Origin of the sequence: Rhizobium chutanense (assembly GCF_002531935.1) — a bacterium.
In the GTDB taxonomy this organism is placed as follows: domain Bacteria; phylum Pseudomonadota; class Alphaproteobacteria; order Rhizobiales; family Rhizobiaceae; genus Rhizobium; species Rhizobium chutanense.
The window spans coordinates 317184-333346 of record NZ_NWSV01000003.1; the positions used below are offsets into that span (position 1 = coordinate 317184).

Annotated in this window: 14 protein-coding genes; 11 read left to right on the forward strand and 3 right to left on the reverse strand. The window is 62.8% G+C overall.

Annotated elements, in window-relative coordinates; all coding sequences use genetic code 11:
* Positions 1–360 carry a YciI family protein gene (locus CO666_RS06610; RefSeq protein WP_097611276.1) on the forward strand — a complete coding sequence of 120 codons (360 nt, stop codon included), beginning with the start codon at positions 1–3 and terminating at the stop codon, positions 358–360.
* A 9-nt stretch (positions 361–369) separates the two neighbouring features.
* The gene (locus CO666_RS06615; protein WP_097611277.1) at positions 370–1611 is read left to right on the forward strand and encodes an RNA polymerase sigma factor; all 1242 of its coding nucleotides are present in this window, start codon (positions 370–372) and stop codon (positions 1609–1611) included.
* Here CO666_RS06615 and CO666_RS06620 read toward each other — a convergent pair.
* Positions 1579–2541 carry a lysylphosphatidylglycerol synthase domain-containing protein gene (locus CO666_RS06620; protein ID WP_097611278.1) on the reverse strand — a complete coding sequence of 321 codons (963 nt, stop codon included), beginning with the start codon at positions 2539–2541 and terminating at the stop codon, positions 1579–1581. The genes CO666_RS06615 and CO666_RS06620 overlap by 33 nt on opposite strands.
* Before the next feature lie 185 nt (positions 2542–2726).
* Here CO666_RS06620 and CO666_RS06625 point away from each other — a divergent pair, with 185 nt between their 5' ends.
* From CO666_RS06625 to CO666_RS06650, 6 genes are all read left to right on the forward strand, one after another.
* Entirely contained in the window at positions 2727–4220 is a 1494-nt protein-coding gene (locus CO666_RS06625; RefSeq protein ID WP_097611279.1) for an ArnT family glycosyltransferase, read from the forward strand.
* Positions 4221–4357: 137 nt separating this feature from the next.
* Entirely contained in the window at positions 4358–5374 is a 1017-nt protein-coding gene (locus CO666_RS06630; protein ID WP_097611280.1) for a glycosyltransferase family 2 protein, read from the forward strand.
* A 12-nt stretch (positions 5375–5386) separates the two neighbouring features.
* On the forward strand, positions 5387–6886 hold the full coding sequence (locus CO666_RS06635; RefSeq protein WP_097611414.1) for a glycosyltransferase family 39 protein: 1500 nt from the start codon (positions 5387–5389) through the stop codon (positions 6884–6886).
* Positions 6887–8374 carry an ArnT family glycosyltransferase gene (locus CO666_RS06640; protein ID WP_097611281.1) on the forward strand — a complete coding sequence of 496 codons (1488 nt, stop codon included), beginning with the start codon at positions 6887–6889 and terminating at the stop codon, positions 8372–8374.
* A gap of 91 nt (positions 8375–8465) precedes the next feature.
* Positions 8466–8717 (forward strand): type II toxin-antitoxin system ParD family antitoxin, encoded by a 252-nt coding sequence (locus tag CO666_RS06645; RefSeq protein ID WP_097611282.1) that lies wholly within the window; start codon positions 8466–8468, stop codon positions 8715–8717.
* Between the two features lie 25 nt (positions 8718–8742).
* Positions 8743–9024, forward strand: coding sequence for a type II toxin-antitoxin system RelE/ParE family toxin (locus CO666_RS06650; RefSeq protein ID WP_280951782.1), 282 nt, complete (start codon positions 8743–8745; stop codon positions 9022–9024).
* 12 nt (positions 9025–9036) lie between these two features.
* Here CO666_RS06650 and CO666_RS06655 read toward each other — a convergent pair whose 3' ends face one another.
* On the reverse strand, positions 9037–10407 hold the full coding sequence (locus tag CO666_RS06655; RefSeq protein ID WP_097611284.1) for an aspartate aminotransferase family protein: 1371 nt from the start codon (positions 10405–10407) through the stop codon (positions 9037–9039).
* 83 nt (positions 10408–10490) lie between these two features.
* Here CO666_RS06655 and CO666_RS06660 point away from each other — a divergent pair, with 83 nt between their 5' ends.
* Positions 10491–11843: a glutamine synthetase family protein gene (locus CO666_RS06660; protein WP_097611285.1), complete on the forward strand. Its 1353-nt coding sequence runs from the start codon at positions 10491–10493 to the stop codon at positions 11841–11843.
* Positions 11844–11862: 19 nt separating this feature from the next.
* Here CO666_RS06660 and CO666_RS06665 read toward each other — a convergent pair whose 3' ends face one another.
* Positions 11863–12807, reverse strand: a complete 945-nt coding sequence (locus CO666_RS06665; RefSeq protein WP_097611286.1) for a diacylglycerol/lipid kinase family protein — start codon at positions 12805–12807, stop codon at positions 11863–11865.
* Between the two features lie 303 nt (positions 12808–13110).
* Here CO666_RS06665 and CO666_RS06670 point away from each other — a divergent pair, with 303 nt between their 5' ends.
* Together CO666_RS06670 and mgtE are read left to right on the forward strand one after the other, a co-directional pair.
* A complete protein-coding gene (locus tag CO666_RS06670) occupies positions 13111–14337 on the forward strand; it encodes an MFS transporter (RefSeq protein ID WP_097611287.1) in 1227 nt (408 codons plus the stop codon).
* Between the two features lie 261 nt (positions 14338–14598).
* Positions 14599–15972: a magnesium transporter gene (gene mgtE / locus CO666_RS06675; protein ID WP_097611288.1), complete on the forward strand. Its 1374-nt coding sequence runs from the start codon at positions 14599–14601 to the stop codon at positions 15970–15972.
* Positions 15973–16163 lie beyond the last annotated feature (191 nt).

Here is a 16163-nt window from a genome sequence, read left to right on the forward strand (position 1 = left end):
ATGCGCTATATCTGCCTGATTTATAACAGCGCCGACACGGACGGGACGCTGACGCCTGATGAAACCGACGAACTTGTCAAAGCGCATTTCGCTTTCGATGAGGAACTGCGCCGCGAAGGCATCATGATCCATGCCGACGCGTTGGAGATGCCCGACCAGGCGACGGTGCTGCGCGTTCGCAACAGCACGCTCTCCGCCACCGATGGTCCCTATGTCGAGACGAAGGAGCATCTGGCCGGCTTCTACGTCATCGAGGCGCCTGACATGACCAAGGCGAAGGAGATCACCGCGCGGATCCCTTCGGTACGTTTCGGCGCGGTCGAACTCAGGCCGGTCAAAATGCTGACCTTGCCGGATTGAGGTGTACCATTGGAACGCGTCATCGAAGACATCTACCGAACGCAGTCGCGCCGGGTGCTGGCGACCTTGATCCGGCTGCTCGGCGATTTCGACCGGGCCGAAGAAGCGCTTCACGATGCCTTTGCTGCGGCCGCACGGACATGGCCGGTGGAAGGCCTGCCCGGAAATCCCTCCGCCTGGCTTGTTTCGACCGGGCGCTTCAAGGCGATCGACACGATAAGACGACGAGCGCGCTTCGATGCCGCGCAGCATCACATCGAGGACAGCCTCTACACGCCCGACACCGAGGAGATCGGTGATATGGAACCGATCGAGGACGACATGCTGCGGCTGATCTTCACCTGCTGCCATCCCGCCATTCCCGCCGATGCGCAGATGGCGATGGCGCTTCGGGAAATCTGCGGCTTGACCACCGAAGAGATCGCCCATGCCTTCCTCATTCCGGCACCGACGGTGGCGCAGCGGATCGTGCGCGCCAAGGGCAGGATCCGGGCGGCGAAGGTCCCTTACGAGGTGCCTGCCCGCGAGGCACTGCCGCAACGGCTCGACCAGGTGCTGCACGTCATCTATCTCGTCTTCAACGAAGGTTATTCCGCCTCTTCGGGTGAAGATGTGGTCCGCGCTGACCTGACAGCGGAGGCGATCCGGCTGGCACGGCTGCTTCTCAAGCTGCTGCCGCATCCCGACGTCTGTGGCCTGCTGGCGCTGATGCTGCTGCAGGATTCCCGTCGTTCCGCCCGCAGCCGTGAGCAGGGATTGCTGGTGCTGCTTGCCGATCAGGACCGCTCGCTCTGGGATCATGCGAAAATTGCGGAAGGCCTGAGCCTGCTTGCCGAGGCGATGCGCCCGGGAGAGATCGGCACCTATACGCTGCAGGCAGCGATCGCCGCCGAGCATGCAAGGGCGCCGACGGCCGAAGAAACCGATTGGCGGCGGATCGCCTTTTACTACGACCTGCTTCTGGCGGCACAGCCCTCGCCGATCGTCGAGCTCAATCGCGCCGTGGCGGTCGCGATGGCGGAGGGGCCGGCGAAGGGGCTGGATCTGGTCGATGCTATTTTCGGCCGCGGGGAACTGCAGGCCTATCACCTCGCCCATTCGGCGCGGGCCGATTTCCTGCGCCGTCTCGGCCGGCGCGAGGAAGCGATTGCGGCCTATGAGAAAGCGCTCTCGCTCTGCCGGCAGGAGCCGGAGCAGGCTTTTCTGCGAAAGCGGATTTCAGAGCTTGCCGCGACGCCCGAGCGGCAATGAGATTGCCGTTCCGGTCAGCGCCGAGACGATGATCAGCAGATGCGCGTTGACGCTCGCCTGCGCCAGTGCGGCAAGCGCTACCCGCTCACTCGAGGCTCCGAGCGCAACGGCGCCGGCGGTGATGCCGGCCGGATAGGTGCCGACGCCGCCCGGCGCATGCATCGGCAGCACCGAGGAGAGTTCGCCGCCGAGCGCGCCGCCGAAGCTTGCCGCCATCGGCAGCACCCCCATCAGGCCGAGCGCCCATGCAAGCACGATCACCTTCACCAGCCAGTTGACGATGGTCATCGCCCAGGCACGCGAAAAGGCAACGGCATCAAGCGGCAAACCGTTTTCGACCTCGGTGACGAATTTCTGCACCTTCGCAGGCAACAGCCTGGCGGCGGCGCGCAGCAGTGGCTTGCGCGCGGCGAAAACTGCGACCGGCAGCAGCAGGAAGACAGCCCAAAGCGACCACGCGACGAGCCCGTCGGCCGCGGCGAGCGCAAAGCCGATGCCGGCGGCGGCGAGCAGAGCGTGCAGGTCGAGCAGCCGCATGACGAACAGCGCCGAGGTTCCGCGCGTCAGCGGAATGCCGAATTCGGTGCGCATCAGCAAAGGAAAGCTGGTCTCGCCGGTGCGGAAAGGCAGCATGATATTCAGGAGATTGTGGATCTGCGTGACGCGGAAAAGGGTGGCGAACCGGCCCGCCGTTTCCTGCGGAAAATAATCGTAGATGCGCCAGGTGCGCAGGAAATAGGTGCTCGTCAAAGCCACGAGCGCGCCGATCACCGGGCCCGCGCCGACATCGGCCCATTGGCTGACGATGACGGGCCAACCCCAGAACCATTGGATGAAGAGCGCATAGGCTGCGACAATTACGACCGTCAGCGCCGTCATGCGGTTGCGCATAAACCAGGACTGCTGGCTTTCAACGATCGAACTCTTCATGTAGTAGGCATTCCTCGCTTGGCGTCGGCACAGGCCTCGGTTCCGTCGCCAGGCGTTTTAGGAGAAACGAGGGTTGCGCACAACGGCGGAGTTTGACGGCGGTGGCGGCGAGATCGCTTCAAGGCCATCGAACCCCGCGGCGGACCGATAGATGACGGCGCCTCGCCGGCCTGACTTGGAGATCGATGTTGGAGCGCATTACCAGAAGCATTACGAGCGCGAGCCTTTTTCTGGCAGTCTATTTCCTGCTGAACATCGCGCTCCGCATCGCGCTGCCGCATACGCTCGATCTCGATGAGGCGGAGCAATCCTTCTATTCGCAATACCTGCTTGCCGGATACGGCCCGCAGCCACCCTTCTACAACTGGATCCAATACGCCATCGTCTCGGTGACCGGGATCACGATGTGGGCGCTCTCGGTGCCCAAGAACATCATTCTCTTCGGCTGCTATCTGTTCTATGGGCTGGCTGCCCGCGAGGTATTGAAGAACCGTCTGCTCGCCCCCATCGCCATGCTGAGCCTGATTACCTTGCCGCAGGTGGGGCTGATGGCGCAGCGCGAGCTGACCCATACCGTTGCCCTGCTGTTTGCAACCTCGCTCTTCCTCTTCGGTTATTTCCGCACACTTCGCCAGCCGACGCTCGGGAGCTATCTCGTCATCGGCATCGCCACCGGCATCGGCCTGATCTCCAAATATAATTTCGCCATCCTGCCGTTTGCCGCCTTCATCGCCGTGCTTCCCGACTGGAAGTGGCGCAGCCGCCTGCTCGACTGGCGTCTGCTGCCGGCGATCGCGATCGCCATTCTGATCGTTTTGCCGCATGCGCTCTGGCTGCCCGACAATCTCGCCAGCGCTTCGGGCCCGACACTGGAGCGAATGACCGCCGAGCACGAGGCGGCCGCCGGACTTCCCCGCATCGGACAGGGACTGTTGTCCCTCGTCATCGCCGTACTCGGCTTCGTCGCATTGCCGATCGTTATTATCGCGGCAGCCTTCCGACGGGATTTCTTCCGTGCGCTTGCCTCGACCAGTCCGATGATCCGGGTGATCGAGCGAATGATGATCGTCAGCCTGATCGCCTTCGCCGGTGTCGTTGTCTTCGCCGGCGCGAGCGATATCCACGAACGCTGGCTGGACCCCTGCCTGCTCGTTCTTTTGATCTATTTGTTCCTGAAGCTGGAGGCCGCAGGCTTCGATCTTTCCGCCGGCCTTGCGCGCTTCCGGCTCGTGGTGCCGGTCTTCATGGTCGTCATCCTGGCGATCCTTCTGCTGCGGATCGTTGCCATTCAATATATCGGCACCTATACGAGAACGAACGTTCCCTTCTCCGGCTACGCGGCCGAATTGACCGCGACCCGCAAGCCGGTTCTCATCGTGGCCGGAACCAAGTTCGTGGCCGGCAACATGAAGCTGGAATTCCCCGACGTTCCGGTCGTGATCCCGTTCTTCCCCGGTTCGGGGGTTCCCGAATATGCGACCGCCAAGGGGCCGGTGCTCGTGATCTGGCGCGGTGAAACCGCCGACGACCCGACAATTTCCCCGAGCTTCGCGAGTGATCTCGAAAGATCGGGCATCCATCTGCAAGAGTTGAACACGCTGACGTTGCCCTATCTCTTCAGCAACGGCAAAAAGACCTTCTCCATCGGTTATTCCTGGGTGGAGGGAGGCGCAAAATAGCATTCCGGCAGCTCAACCGATTGCGGGGAAACCGGCATTGCCCGCTGGCAACGGGCGGACACTTCATGTACTAGCCTTCCGCAAGCGCGGCGGCGGCAGTAAGATTGCTCGGCCGCCCGGCCTTTTGGAGATGAAAGTTGCAGACAACGGTAGAGCCCATTCGCGGTACGAATGATCCGGTACAATCGCTCGAGCTGTCGCTGGTCGTGCCCATTTTCAACGAAGAGGAAAGCGTCGGCCCGCTCGTCGAGCGTGTCGTGGCCGCGATGGCCGCCTATCCCCATCGCTGGGAACTGATCCTCGTCGACGACGGCAGCACGGATGCGACGCTCGTCAACGCCCGCAAATTCGTCGGACGCGACGGGCTGGTGCTCAGAATCGTCGAGCTGCAGCGCAATTTCGGCCAGACCGCCGCCATGCAGGCCGGCATCGACACCGCCCAGGGCCGGCTGATCGCGACGATGGACGGCGACCTGCAGAACGACCCGAAGGACATTCCTGCGATGGTCGCCGAACTGGAGCGGCGCGAACTCGATCTCCTGGTCGGCTGGCGCAAAAACCGCAAGGACGGTCTGTTCCTGCGCAAGATCCCTTCCTGGTGCGCCAACTACCTGATCGGCCGCATCACCGGCGTCAAGCTGCACGATTACGGCTGCAGCCTGAAGATCTACCGTGCCTCGATCATCAAGCAGGTGAAGCTGATGGGCGAAATGCACCGCTTCATCCCGGCCTGGGTCGCCGGCGTCGTCCCGAGCTCACGCATCGGCGAGATGGCCGTCACCCACCATGCTCGCGAGCACGGCGTTTCGAAATACGGTATTTCGCGCACCTTCCGCGTCATTCTCGACCTGCTGTCGGTGATGTTCTTCATGCGCTACAAGGCGCGGCCCGGGCATTTCTTCGGCTCGCTTGGTCTTGGCCTCGGTGCTGTCGCCATGCTGATCCTCCTCTATCTCGGCTTCGACAAGTTCATCATGGGCAACGATATCGGCACACGCCCGATGCTGATGGTCGGCGTCGTGCTGCTGCTTTCGTCGGTGCAGATGATCACCACCGGCATCCTGGCGGAGATGATCGCGCGCACCTATTACCGCGACGACGCCTCTCCGAATTATATCGTGCGGCAGATCTTCGACGATCAAAGCCAAGCCTAAGCCGGCAGCATGATGCTGGAGCGCGCGACGAGGACGATCAAAACCGCGGGCCTGCTGCTTGCGGCTTATTTCGTGCTCAACATCCTGCTGCGCATCGCGCTTCCGCATTCGCTGGAACTCGACGAGGCCGAGCAATCCTTCTTCTCGCAATATCTGCTGGCGGGCTATGGCCCGCAGCCGCCCTTCTACAACTGGATGCAATATGCCGTCGTTTCGCTGACGGGCATGTCGATCGGCGCACTGATCGTGCCCAAGAACATCCTGCTGTTCCTGTCCTATCTCTTCTATGGCCTCGCCGCGCGGCGTGCGCTCAAGGACCAGGCACTGGCCGCCATCGCCATGCTGGCGCTGATCACCCTGCCCCAGGTCTCTTACATGGCCCAGCAGGACCTGACCCACACGACGGCGCTGCTCTTTGCCAGCGCGCTGTTTCTCTACGGCTTCTTCCGCACACTCGACCGGCCCGATATGGCGAGTTATCTCGTTCTCGGGCTTGCGACCGGCATCGGGCTGATCTCGAAGTATAATTTCGCGCTGATGCCGGTCGCCGCTCTGATCGCCATCCTGCCCGATACCGAATGGCGGCGCAGGGCGTTCGACTGGCGCCTATTGGCTGCGGTCGCCGTCGCGCTCGTCATCGTCCTGCCGCATGCGATCTGGCTGCGGGACAATCTCGCATTCGCCTCCTCCGATACTCTGGTCAAGATGGCCGCCGGCAACGAACCCGCCGGCATCGTGCGGATCGGCAAGGGCCTTCTCGCCTTTCTCGTCGCCATCATCGCCTTTGCGGCGCTGCCGGTCGCCATCTTCGCCGCCGCCTTCCGCCGGGATTTCATCCGGGCGCTTTCGGCCGGAAACCGCTGGACCGGGATGCTGGAGCGGATGATGCTCACAAGCCTTGCCGGCATCGCGCTCATCGTGCTTTTCACCGGCTCCACCACGGTGCGCGAGCGCTGGCTCGACCCGTTCCTGCTGGTGCTGCCGATCTATTTCCTGGCGAAAATGCAGGCTGCCGGCATCGACCTTTCCGCCGGGCTTCGCCGGTTCCGGCCGGTGGTGCCGGTGCTGATGGCCTGCGTGCTGATCGCACTCGGCTTTCGCGTCGTCGGCGCCGGGCTGATCGGCACCTACAGCAGGCCGAATGTGCCGATGGCGGGTTTTTCACGCGAGATGACGCGACAGGCGCGACCGGCGCTGGTGATCGCGTCCGACACCTATATCGGCGGCAACATGCGGCTGCAATTTCCCGATGTGCCGGTGGTGATCCCGGATTTTCCGGCACCGGGCATTCCGGCCTATGCCGAAGCCAAGGGGCCGGTGCTGATCGTCTGGCGCGGCAAGATGACGGCGACAGCTGCAGACGCGGTCATGCCGGATCGGTTTTCATCGGCGCTGGCGGCGGCGGGCATTGCGGCGCAGGAGATCGGCTCACTGTCGCTTCCCTATTATTTCGGCCGCCAGGGCGACAATTTCGCACTCGGTTACGCCTGGGTGCAGCCGGGGACCAAATAGATGACCGAGAGCAAGCTTCGCGACATCAGGTGGATCTTCATCCTGCTGGCCGCCTATTTCGCGCTTCAGGTCGGCGTGCGGCTTGCGACCTCGCATTCGCTCGATCTCGACGAGGCCGAACAGGTCTTCCGCTCTCAGTGGCTCGCAGCCGGTTACGGCCCGCAGCCGCCTTTCTACAACTGGCTGCAATATACCGTCTTCCAAATTACAGGCGTCTCGCTTGCCGCCCTCTCTGTCGTCAAGAACCTTCTGCTCTTCATCTCCTATCTGCTGTACGGCCTCACCGCGCGGCTCGTCCTGCGCGACAAGGCGCTGGTGGCGATATCGACGCTCGGGCTGCTGACGATCCCGCAGATGGTTTTTGAGATGCAGCGGGACCTGACGCACACGGTCGCGGTCTTCTTTTCAGCCAGCATCTTTTTCTACGGCTTCATCCGCAGCCTGAAGCAGCCAAGCCTTGCCTCCTATCTCATCGCCGGCATTGGCATCGGTTTCGGCCTGCTTGCGAAATATAATTTCGCCATCCTGCCGGCGGCGGCCCTGATTGCCGCGCTGGCGGATGCGCGCCTGCGGCCGCGGATCTTTGAGCGGCGGCTGGCGCTGACAGCTGCCGTGGCGCTCATCATCACCTTGCCGCATCTCTTCTGGCTGAAGGACAATCTCGATTTCGCAACTGCCCGCACCCTGGAAAAGATGACCGCAAGCGACAATGCGAGCTATCCAATGCAGGTCGCCATGGGCGTCAGCTCTCTCGCTCTCGCTGTCATCAGCTTTGCCGGATTGACCGTAGCGGTGTTCGCGACCGTCTTCGGCAAGAAGCTTCGCTCGGCGTTGGCCGCCCAGTCGGAATGGACCCGGCTTCTCGAGCGGATGATGCTCGTCTTCCTCACCGGCATTCTGCTTTTGATCGTCTTCGGGGGGGCGGCCGGCATCAAGGACCGCTGGCTGGTGCCGATGCTCTTCATCGTGCCGCTTTATTTCTGCCTGAAGATCGAGGCGGCGGGCGAGGAAACTGACAAGGCTTTCCGGCGCTTCATGCCCATCGTCACCGTCATCATGATCGGCGTGCCGGCAGCCCTTTACGGCAGTGTGGCGACCGCGCGCTTCTCCGGTCACTACGAGCGGCTGAACAGGCCATATGCCGGGATGCTCGAAATCTTGCGCAAACAGGCCGAACCGGCTGCGATCCTTGCCGGCGACAGCCTGCTCGCCGGCAATCTCAGACAGGATATTCCCGACATCCACGTCCTTTCCATGGATTATCCCGGCTTCAAACCGGATATCTCAGGCCGCCGGCCGCTTCTCCTCGTGTGGCTCATACCGCATAAGGGGGAAAACGAAGCGCTTCCTCCGGCCATGGCTCAGTGGCTCCGCGCCAATCTCGGCGTCTCCGCCCCCGAAGCCTTGGTGATCGGCGTGCCCTATGTCTACGGGCGCGGCGACGATAGCTACCGTTTCGGCTATGCCTGGGTTCATCCGCCGAGCTGAGCACCATCAGCACTTACATCTCCCGACTGCGCCTCACATATTGTAAAAGTATTGTATTTTGCCATATAGTAAGAGCACGGAGTAATTTGACATGGCGCGGGCAAAGACCTTTTCCCTAGGCGATACCTATGACGGGATCCTGTCGGACCTCGTCCGCAATGGCCGGTTCGGCACTGAAACCGAGGCCGTGCGGGCAGGCATACGGATGCTCGCCGACCATGAGCTGAAAATGCAGGCGCTACGCAAGGACATTCAGGTGGCGGATGCCGAGATCGAAACCGGCCTCGGCAAGGAGTACGCCACCGGCGCGGATCTCCTCAAAGACGTCATGAACGAAAGCTAGCGCCATCAAACCGAAACGCCTGATTATCGCTCCATCCGCCATCGAGGATCTGCGGAACATTCGGCGCTATATCGCCGAGAGCAGTCCCCATTATGCGCAAGAGTTCCTGGCCGACTTAACCGCGAAGATCGCCTGGATCGCCGAAGTGGACTTTACCGGATCGCCCCGCGACTACATTTCGGAAGGTCTGCGCGGCTTGCCCTACCGGAACCGCTGCATCTATTACCGTTCCTATCACGACCGCATCGTAGTTCTACGCGTGAAACACGGCGCCGAGGATACCAAGCCGCAGGATTTCGAGCTTTAGGTCCTAACGAAGTCAGGATTTCAGCTCCTTCCAGGCCGCATCTAGTGCCAGCTTGGTGATCCTAGCCATCTCGTCCACCTCCGTGTGGCTGATAACAAGCGGCGGTGAAGCCAGCATGCGGTCGCCGGTGGCGCGCAGCACGAGACCGTTTGCCAGCGCATGATTGCGCACCAGCGCGCCGATCCGATCGGGCTTATCGAAACGGGTCCGCGTGCCCTTGTCGGCAGCAAGCTGCAGGCCGCCCATCAGGCCGATGCTGACAGCCTCGCCGACCAGATCATGGTCGGCGAGCGCTGCCCAGGCCTTGCCGAAATAGGGGCCGATGTCGTCGCGCACACGTTCGACCAGCCTTTCCTCCTCGATGATGCGCAGGTTTTCAAGGGCTGCGGCGGCGCAGACCGGATGGCCGGAATAGGTGAAGCCATGATTGAAGTCGCCGACCTCGTTGATCAGCACATCGGCGATGCGGTCGCTGACGAGCACGCCACCGATCGGCAGGTAGCCGGAGGACAGCCCCTTGGCGATCGGCGCAAGATCGGGCTCGACGCCGAAATGCTGATGGCCGAACCAGGCGCCCAGCCGGCCGAAACCGCAGATCACTTCGTCGGTCACCAGCAGGATATTGCGCGCCTTGCAGATGCGGTCGATCTCCGGCCAGTAGGTCTCGGGCGGGATGATGACGCCGGCCGCACCCTGCACCGGCTCGGCGACGAAGGCGGCGACATTCTCCTCGCCCAGCTCATCGATCTTCGCTTCGAGTTCGCGGGCGACCTTCAGACCGAATTCATCGGGCGAGAGATCGCCGCCGCCCTCGCCATACCAGTAGGGCTGGCCGATATGGACGATGCCTGGTATCGGCAGGTCACCCTGCTCATGCATATATTTCATGCCGCCAAGGCTGGCGCCGGCAACGGTCGAACCGTGATAGCCGTTCTTCCTCGATATCACGATCTTCTTCGACGGCTGGCCGACGGCGCTCCAGTAGACACGGGCCATGCGGAACCAGGTGTCGTTCGCCTCCGAGCCGGAACCGGTGAAGAAGACATGATTGAAACGTTCCCCGGCATGCGAGGTCACCTTCTCAGCCAGCAGCGTCGCGGGCGTCGAGCTCGTGCCGAAGAAAGTGTTGTAATAGGGCAGCTCGTTCATCTGCCTGGCGACGGCGTCCGCGATCTCCCGGCGGCCATAACCGATATTGACGCACCAGAGGCCGGCGAAACCATCGAGATATTTCCTGCCGCGATCGTCGAAGATGTGGCAGCCCTCGCCGCGCTGGATGATGCGCGTGCCTTCGGCATTCAGCTTCTTCATATCCGTGAAGGGATGCAGGTGATGCGCGGCGTCGATCGCCGCAAGGTTCGAGGGTGGGTAATTATCGGGCATAGCTGGTGAAAGACCTTCGCGGATTGAAAGGCTGCTGTCGATGAGATAGGAGCTTGGCCTTGTCCCGGAGGATTTTCAAGGTCATGGCGAGCGACAGGATGGACGGCAAAGCCGAGAGCGGCGACCCGCGTTTCGAAATCCTGATCGTCGGCATGAACGGCGATCTACGCGGTAAGCAGCTGCCGGCGGGCGCAGAAGACAAGGTCTGGGCCGGAGATATCCGCCTGCCGACCTCGACGCAATCACTCGACATCTGGGGCGACGACAATGACGATATCACCGGCCTGTCGCTAACGATCGGCGATCCCGATGGCAAGGTAATCCCCGACCGGCGCAGCCTGGCGCCGATGCCCTGGGCGCCCGAGGGCTCGATGCAGGTGCTCGCCACGATGCATGAATTCGACGGCAGCCCGAGTTTCATGGACCCGCGCGCCATTCTCGCTTCAGTATTGGAGCGCTATGCGGCGCGGGGATTGACGCCTGTGGTGGCGACCGAGCTGGAATTCTATGTGATGGCGGGCAATTGGCGCGAGACCGGACGCCCCTCCCCGCCCGAAAGCCTCACCTATCGCGGCGAACCGAACGGTTTCCAGCTTTACGACATGAGCGCCGTCGACGCGCTCGACGATTATCTCGGGACGCTGAGGGCCTATGCCAAGGCACAGGGGCTGCCGGCGGAAGCGACGACGGCGGAGTTCGGCCCCGGCCAGTTCGAGGTCAACCTCATGCACCGTCCCGATGCGCTGGCGGCCGCCGACGATTGCCTCTGTCTCAAGCGTATCGCCGAACAGGCAGCGCGGCGGCACGGGCTGAAATCGACCTGCATGGCCAAGCCCTATTCCGACCATGCCGGCTCCGGCCTGCATGTGCATGCGAGCATCATCGACCGGCAAGGCCGCAACATCCTCGATGCCAAGGGCGGCGAGCCGAAGCGGCTCAAATCGGCGACAGCCGGCCTGCTCAATACCATGCGCGAGGCACAGCTGATCTTCGCCCCCTTCGCCAATTCCTACCGGCGGTTCCAGCCGGGTTCGTTCGCACCTGTTGATCTCACCTGGGGCAGCGGCCATCGCGGCACGGCGATCCGCATACCCGACAAGGACGGGCCGGCCGCCCGCATCGAGCATCGTGTGGCCGGCGCCGACGCCAATCCCTATCTGCTGCTGGCGGCAATCCTCGGCGGCATGCTGATCGGCCTCGACGGCGAACTCGATCCCGGCGAGGAAACAACGCCCTCGCACATACCGGCGAATACGGCGCGGCTGACGCATGATTTCCTCAGCGCCGTCGAAGCCTTCCGCACCTCGCCCTTCATCGCCGATATTTTCGGCGCGCGCTATCAGGCGCTCTATGGCGATACCAAGCGCAAGGAAGCGCTGGCGCATCTGCGCACCGTCTCGGATTTCGACTATCGCACCTATCTGCCGCGGCTCTGAAATTATTTCCGCGGCCGACTTACGCCGCAGGCTCGCGGCGTTCGGCCGCATCCACTTGCGCCGCAAGACCCTGCTTGACGAGGACCTTCAATTCGCCCGGATGCAGCCGGATCGAGACGTCGCGGGCGAGCGGCAGCAACTCGCCGTCCATGACGCAATTGGCCTTGGAGCGCAGCTTCGGGAAATGCAGCTGCACCTCGGCCGGGTGCATCACCATGACATCGGCATTCTCGCGGACCTTGCCACGCAGCATGTCGACGGCGAGGCGGGCGACACCGAGGGGTTTCAGAGGATTTGCCGTGTAGAAGCCGAGTTCGCCGCTTCTCAGATTGTCGGCATAGAGCAGCGCGTTTTCGCCGAAGGGATTGTTGGAGACCGAGATCGCCGACACCCGGCGGCGCTCGCGCATGCCGGCCGCCTCGAACTCGACCTCGAATTCCGGCGGATTGAAGATGACGCCCAAGGCCGCTTTCGTGCTCGCCCGTATTTTGCCCAGCCGCGAACGATAGCTGTAGGCGTTGCGGTAACGCACCATGCGGGCATGCAGGCCGGCGGAAAACTGGTGAATGAAGGGCCGACCGTTGGCGCTGGCAATATCGACATTGTCGATCTCGCCTGATGCAAGCACATCGAGCGCCTGCCAGATATCGAGCGGCACGCGCAGCGAGCGGGCAAAAAGGTTCATCGTGCCGGCGGGCACGACGCCGAGCGCAATGCCATTTTTCCAGGCGATCGAGGCCGCCGCCGAAATCGTTCCGTCGCCGCCGCCGGCAACGATGCCGTCGATATCGTCGCGCTTGGCCGCTCGCTCCATGGCGGGAATGATCTCTTTTCCCGAAAAGACGATGGCGTCGAAATCATGTCCTGCGTCGCGGAAGGCTTCCTCCGCCCTCTTTTCGTAGGCCAGCATGTCGGTGGTCCGGAAGGTGCCACCGTCGCGATTGAAAAAGCCTACAAGCTTCATAAGGGCTCCCGTCTCCGGCGCGGAAACAATCCTGCCTTTGCTCCTGAGATGGTTGCGGTATCGGCGATTTCAAGCGCGGCCGTTTTTGGTAAGCAGTCGCTGAAATGCAAATATTGCAACTGACATATGCACATAACAGGACGCTGCACTGCAGAAAACGCACTCGACGCCAGCCAATGCATCCGGGATAGATAAGGAATATCGGAGATACGTACCTCCGCCTCCCGCCATTCGAATGATCGGCTCGCAGCCGCGCTCGCGCCAGCGGTCATCGCCATCGGAAAACCGCATCGAGGAACTCTCGTGAGTGAAATCGCCGTCAATGATTCCATCGACAGCCAGGATGAAGCTCTGCCGTCGGCAACGACCGTGGCGCTGGTGCAGCTGGCGCTCGCCTGCGGCGGCTTCGGCATCGGCACGGGTGAATTCGCGATCATGGGACTCTTGCCCAATGTCGCCGCCACCTTCTCGGTCACGACGCCGCAGGCCGGCTACGTCATCAGCGCCTATGCGCTCGGCGTCGTCATCGGCGCGCCCGTCATCGCCGTGCTCGCGGCGAAAATGGCGCGTCGAACGCTGCTGCTGACACTGATGCTGATCTTTGCCGCCGGCAATATATTAAGCGCTATGGCGCCGAGCTTCGAAAGTTTCACGCTGCTGCGTTTCATCAGCGGCCTGCCGCATGGCGCCTATTTCGGCGTGGCGGCCCTTGTCGCCGCTTCGATGGTGCCGGTTCATCGCCGGGCGCGAGCGGTCGGCCGCGTCATGCTCGGCCTGACGGTCGCCACCCTTCTCGGCACACCGCTGACGACATTCTTCGGCCAGTCGCTCGACTGGCAGGTGGCGTTTTTCTCGGTCGGCGTGCTCGGCCTGCTGACGGTGGCGCTGATCTGGTTCTACGTTCCGAAGGACAAGGTTTCCGAAGAGGCGAGCTTCTCACGCGAACTCGGCGCCTTCCGCCGGCCGCAGGTATGGCTGACGCTCGGCATCGCCGCCGTCGGTTACGGCGGCATGTTTGCGATGTTCAGCTATATCGCCTCGACCACGACACAAGTGGCGATGCTGCCGGAAACAGCCGTTCCGATCATGCTGGTGCTCTTCGGCGTCGGCATGAATGCCGGCAATTTCATCGGCTCGTGGCTCGCCGACAAATCGCTGCTCGGCACGATCGGCGGCTCGCTCGTCTACAACATCGTCGTGCTCACAACCTTCTCGCTGACCGCCGCCAACCCCTATATGCTCGGCCTCTCGGTCTTCCTCGTCGGCTGCGGGTTTGCCGCCGGCCCGGCGCTGCAGACGCGGCTGATGGATGTCGCCGCCGACGCCCAGACGCTGGCCGCCGCCTCCAACCATTCCGCCTTCAACATCGCCAATGCGATCGGCGCCTGGCTCGGCGGCCTCGTCATCGCCTGGGGCTATGGTTTTGCGGCAACCGGTTATGTCGGCGCAGCACTCTCCTTCCTCGGCCTCTTCGTCTTTGCCGCCTCGTTCCACCTCGAGCGCCGCAGCCGGAGCGCGCAGGCCGCCTGAGCCTCTCCATCGGCAATGCGGGGGTGCGACATTCTGGCGTTAAGCATTTACCCCGCTTGACTTTTTTCGCGTTCGGGACCACCTAGCATCTTACGCGGACGGCACTTGTCTTCCGCGGATTTCAACGGAGCCATCTTCACGATGCCAAGCGACAGTAGCAGTCGATTGCCTTTGCCGTACGCGGCCCTCGTGCGCTGACCGACTCCTGTCGGCTCGCCCGTTCGGGACGCTACGGCGGATCGACGGAAAGGCGAGCCTCATATGAATATCAATCGCTTCCCACTCCGGGCAGGCCATGCCGCCCGTGCCTTCATCAACAACAGCCGCGGCGCAACGATCGCCGAACGCGTCGACGCGTTGAACGCGCTGACCATCCAGGACGCCGGCCGCGTGCTATCAGGCATGCCGCTCGACTATGCCGTCAATATTCTCGACCGGCCGGAGCTTCGCAACGCCGCACAGATCCTGGCGCTTGTCAGCGCCGAGGATGCCGCGCGGCTGCTGCACGGCATGTCCAACGACCGTGTCGCCGACGTGCTGCTCGAACTCGACGGCGAGACCCGCGCCCGGCTGTTCTCCAGCCTCGACGAGCCGGTGCGCATCGCCATCCAGCATCTGATGGGTTATCCGCCGCGTACCGCCGGCGGCATCATGACGACGGAGTTCGTCAGCGTGCCCGACAGCTGGACCGTCGCCAAGACGCTCGACCATGTGCGCCAGGTCGAACGCTCGCGCGAGACCGTCTATGCGATCTATGTGCTCGACGAGGTGAGCCATGCGCTGATGCATGTTGTGACGCTGCGCCGCCTGATCACCGGCGAGCCTGATGCTTCCATCCTCTCGGTGGCCCAGAAGGGCACGCCGGTCTCGGCCGACCCGCTGATGAAGCAGGAGGATGTCGCCCGGCTGATCCGCAAACACGACCTGCTCGCTTTGCCTGTTACCGACGAACATGGGCAGGTGCTCGGCATCGTCACCGTCGACGACGTGATCGATACAATGATATCTGACACGACGGAAGCGGCGCAGCGGTTCGGCGGCATGGAAGCGCTCGGCCAGCCCTATATGAAGATCGGCTTTGGCGGCATGATCCGCAAGCGCGCCGGCTGGCTCGCCGCCCTCTTCCTCGGCGAGATGCTGACGGCAAGCGCCATGCAGCATTTCGAAGGCGAGCTGGAGAAGGCTGTGGTGCTGACGCTGTTCATCCCGCTGATCATGAGCTCGGGCGGCAATTCCGGTTCGCAGGCGACCTCGCTGATCATCCGGGCGCTGGCGCTCGGTGAGCTGAAGCTTTCGGACTGGTGGAAGGTGCTGTTGCGCGAGTTGCCGACCGGCATCGTGCTCGGCGCCATCCTCGGCCTCGTCGGCTTCGTCCGCATCGTCTTCTGGCAGTCGGCCGGCCTCTATGATTACGGCCCGCATTGGCAGATGGTCGCCATCACAGTGTTCGCCGCCCTGATCGGGATCGTCACCTTCGGCTCGATCTGCGGCTCGATGCTGCCCTTCCTGCTGCAGAAACTGCGGCTCGATCCGGCCAGCGCCTCGGCCCCCTTCGTCGCCACCCTGGTCGACGTCACCGGGCTCGTCATCTACTTCTCGGTGGCGCTGCTCATCCTCAGCGGCACGCTGCTGTAGGGCTCGCAGACGGCAAGACCGAGGGGGCAGATGCCCCTCACCCTAACCCTCTCCCCGTAAAAACGGGGAGAGGGGACGTGCCTTGCGAGAGGTCGGTGGGAACGGAGAGGTTGCGTCATATCCCCTTCGCCCCGTTTACGGGGAGAAGGTGGCGGCAGCCGGATGAGGGGCCGGCATCAGCAATCTCCCGG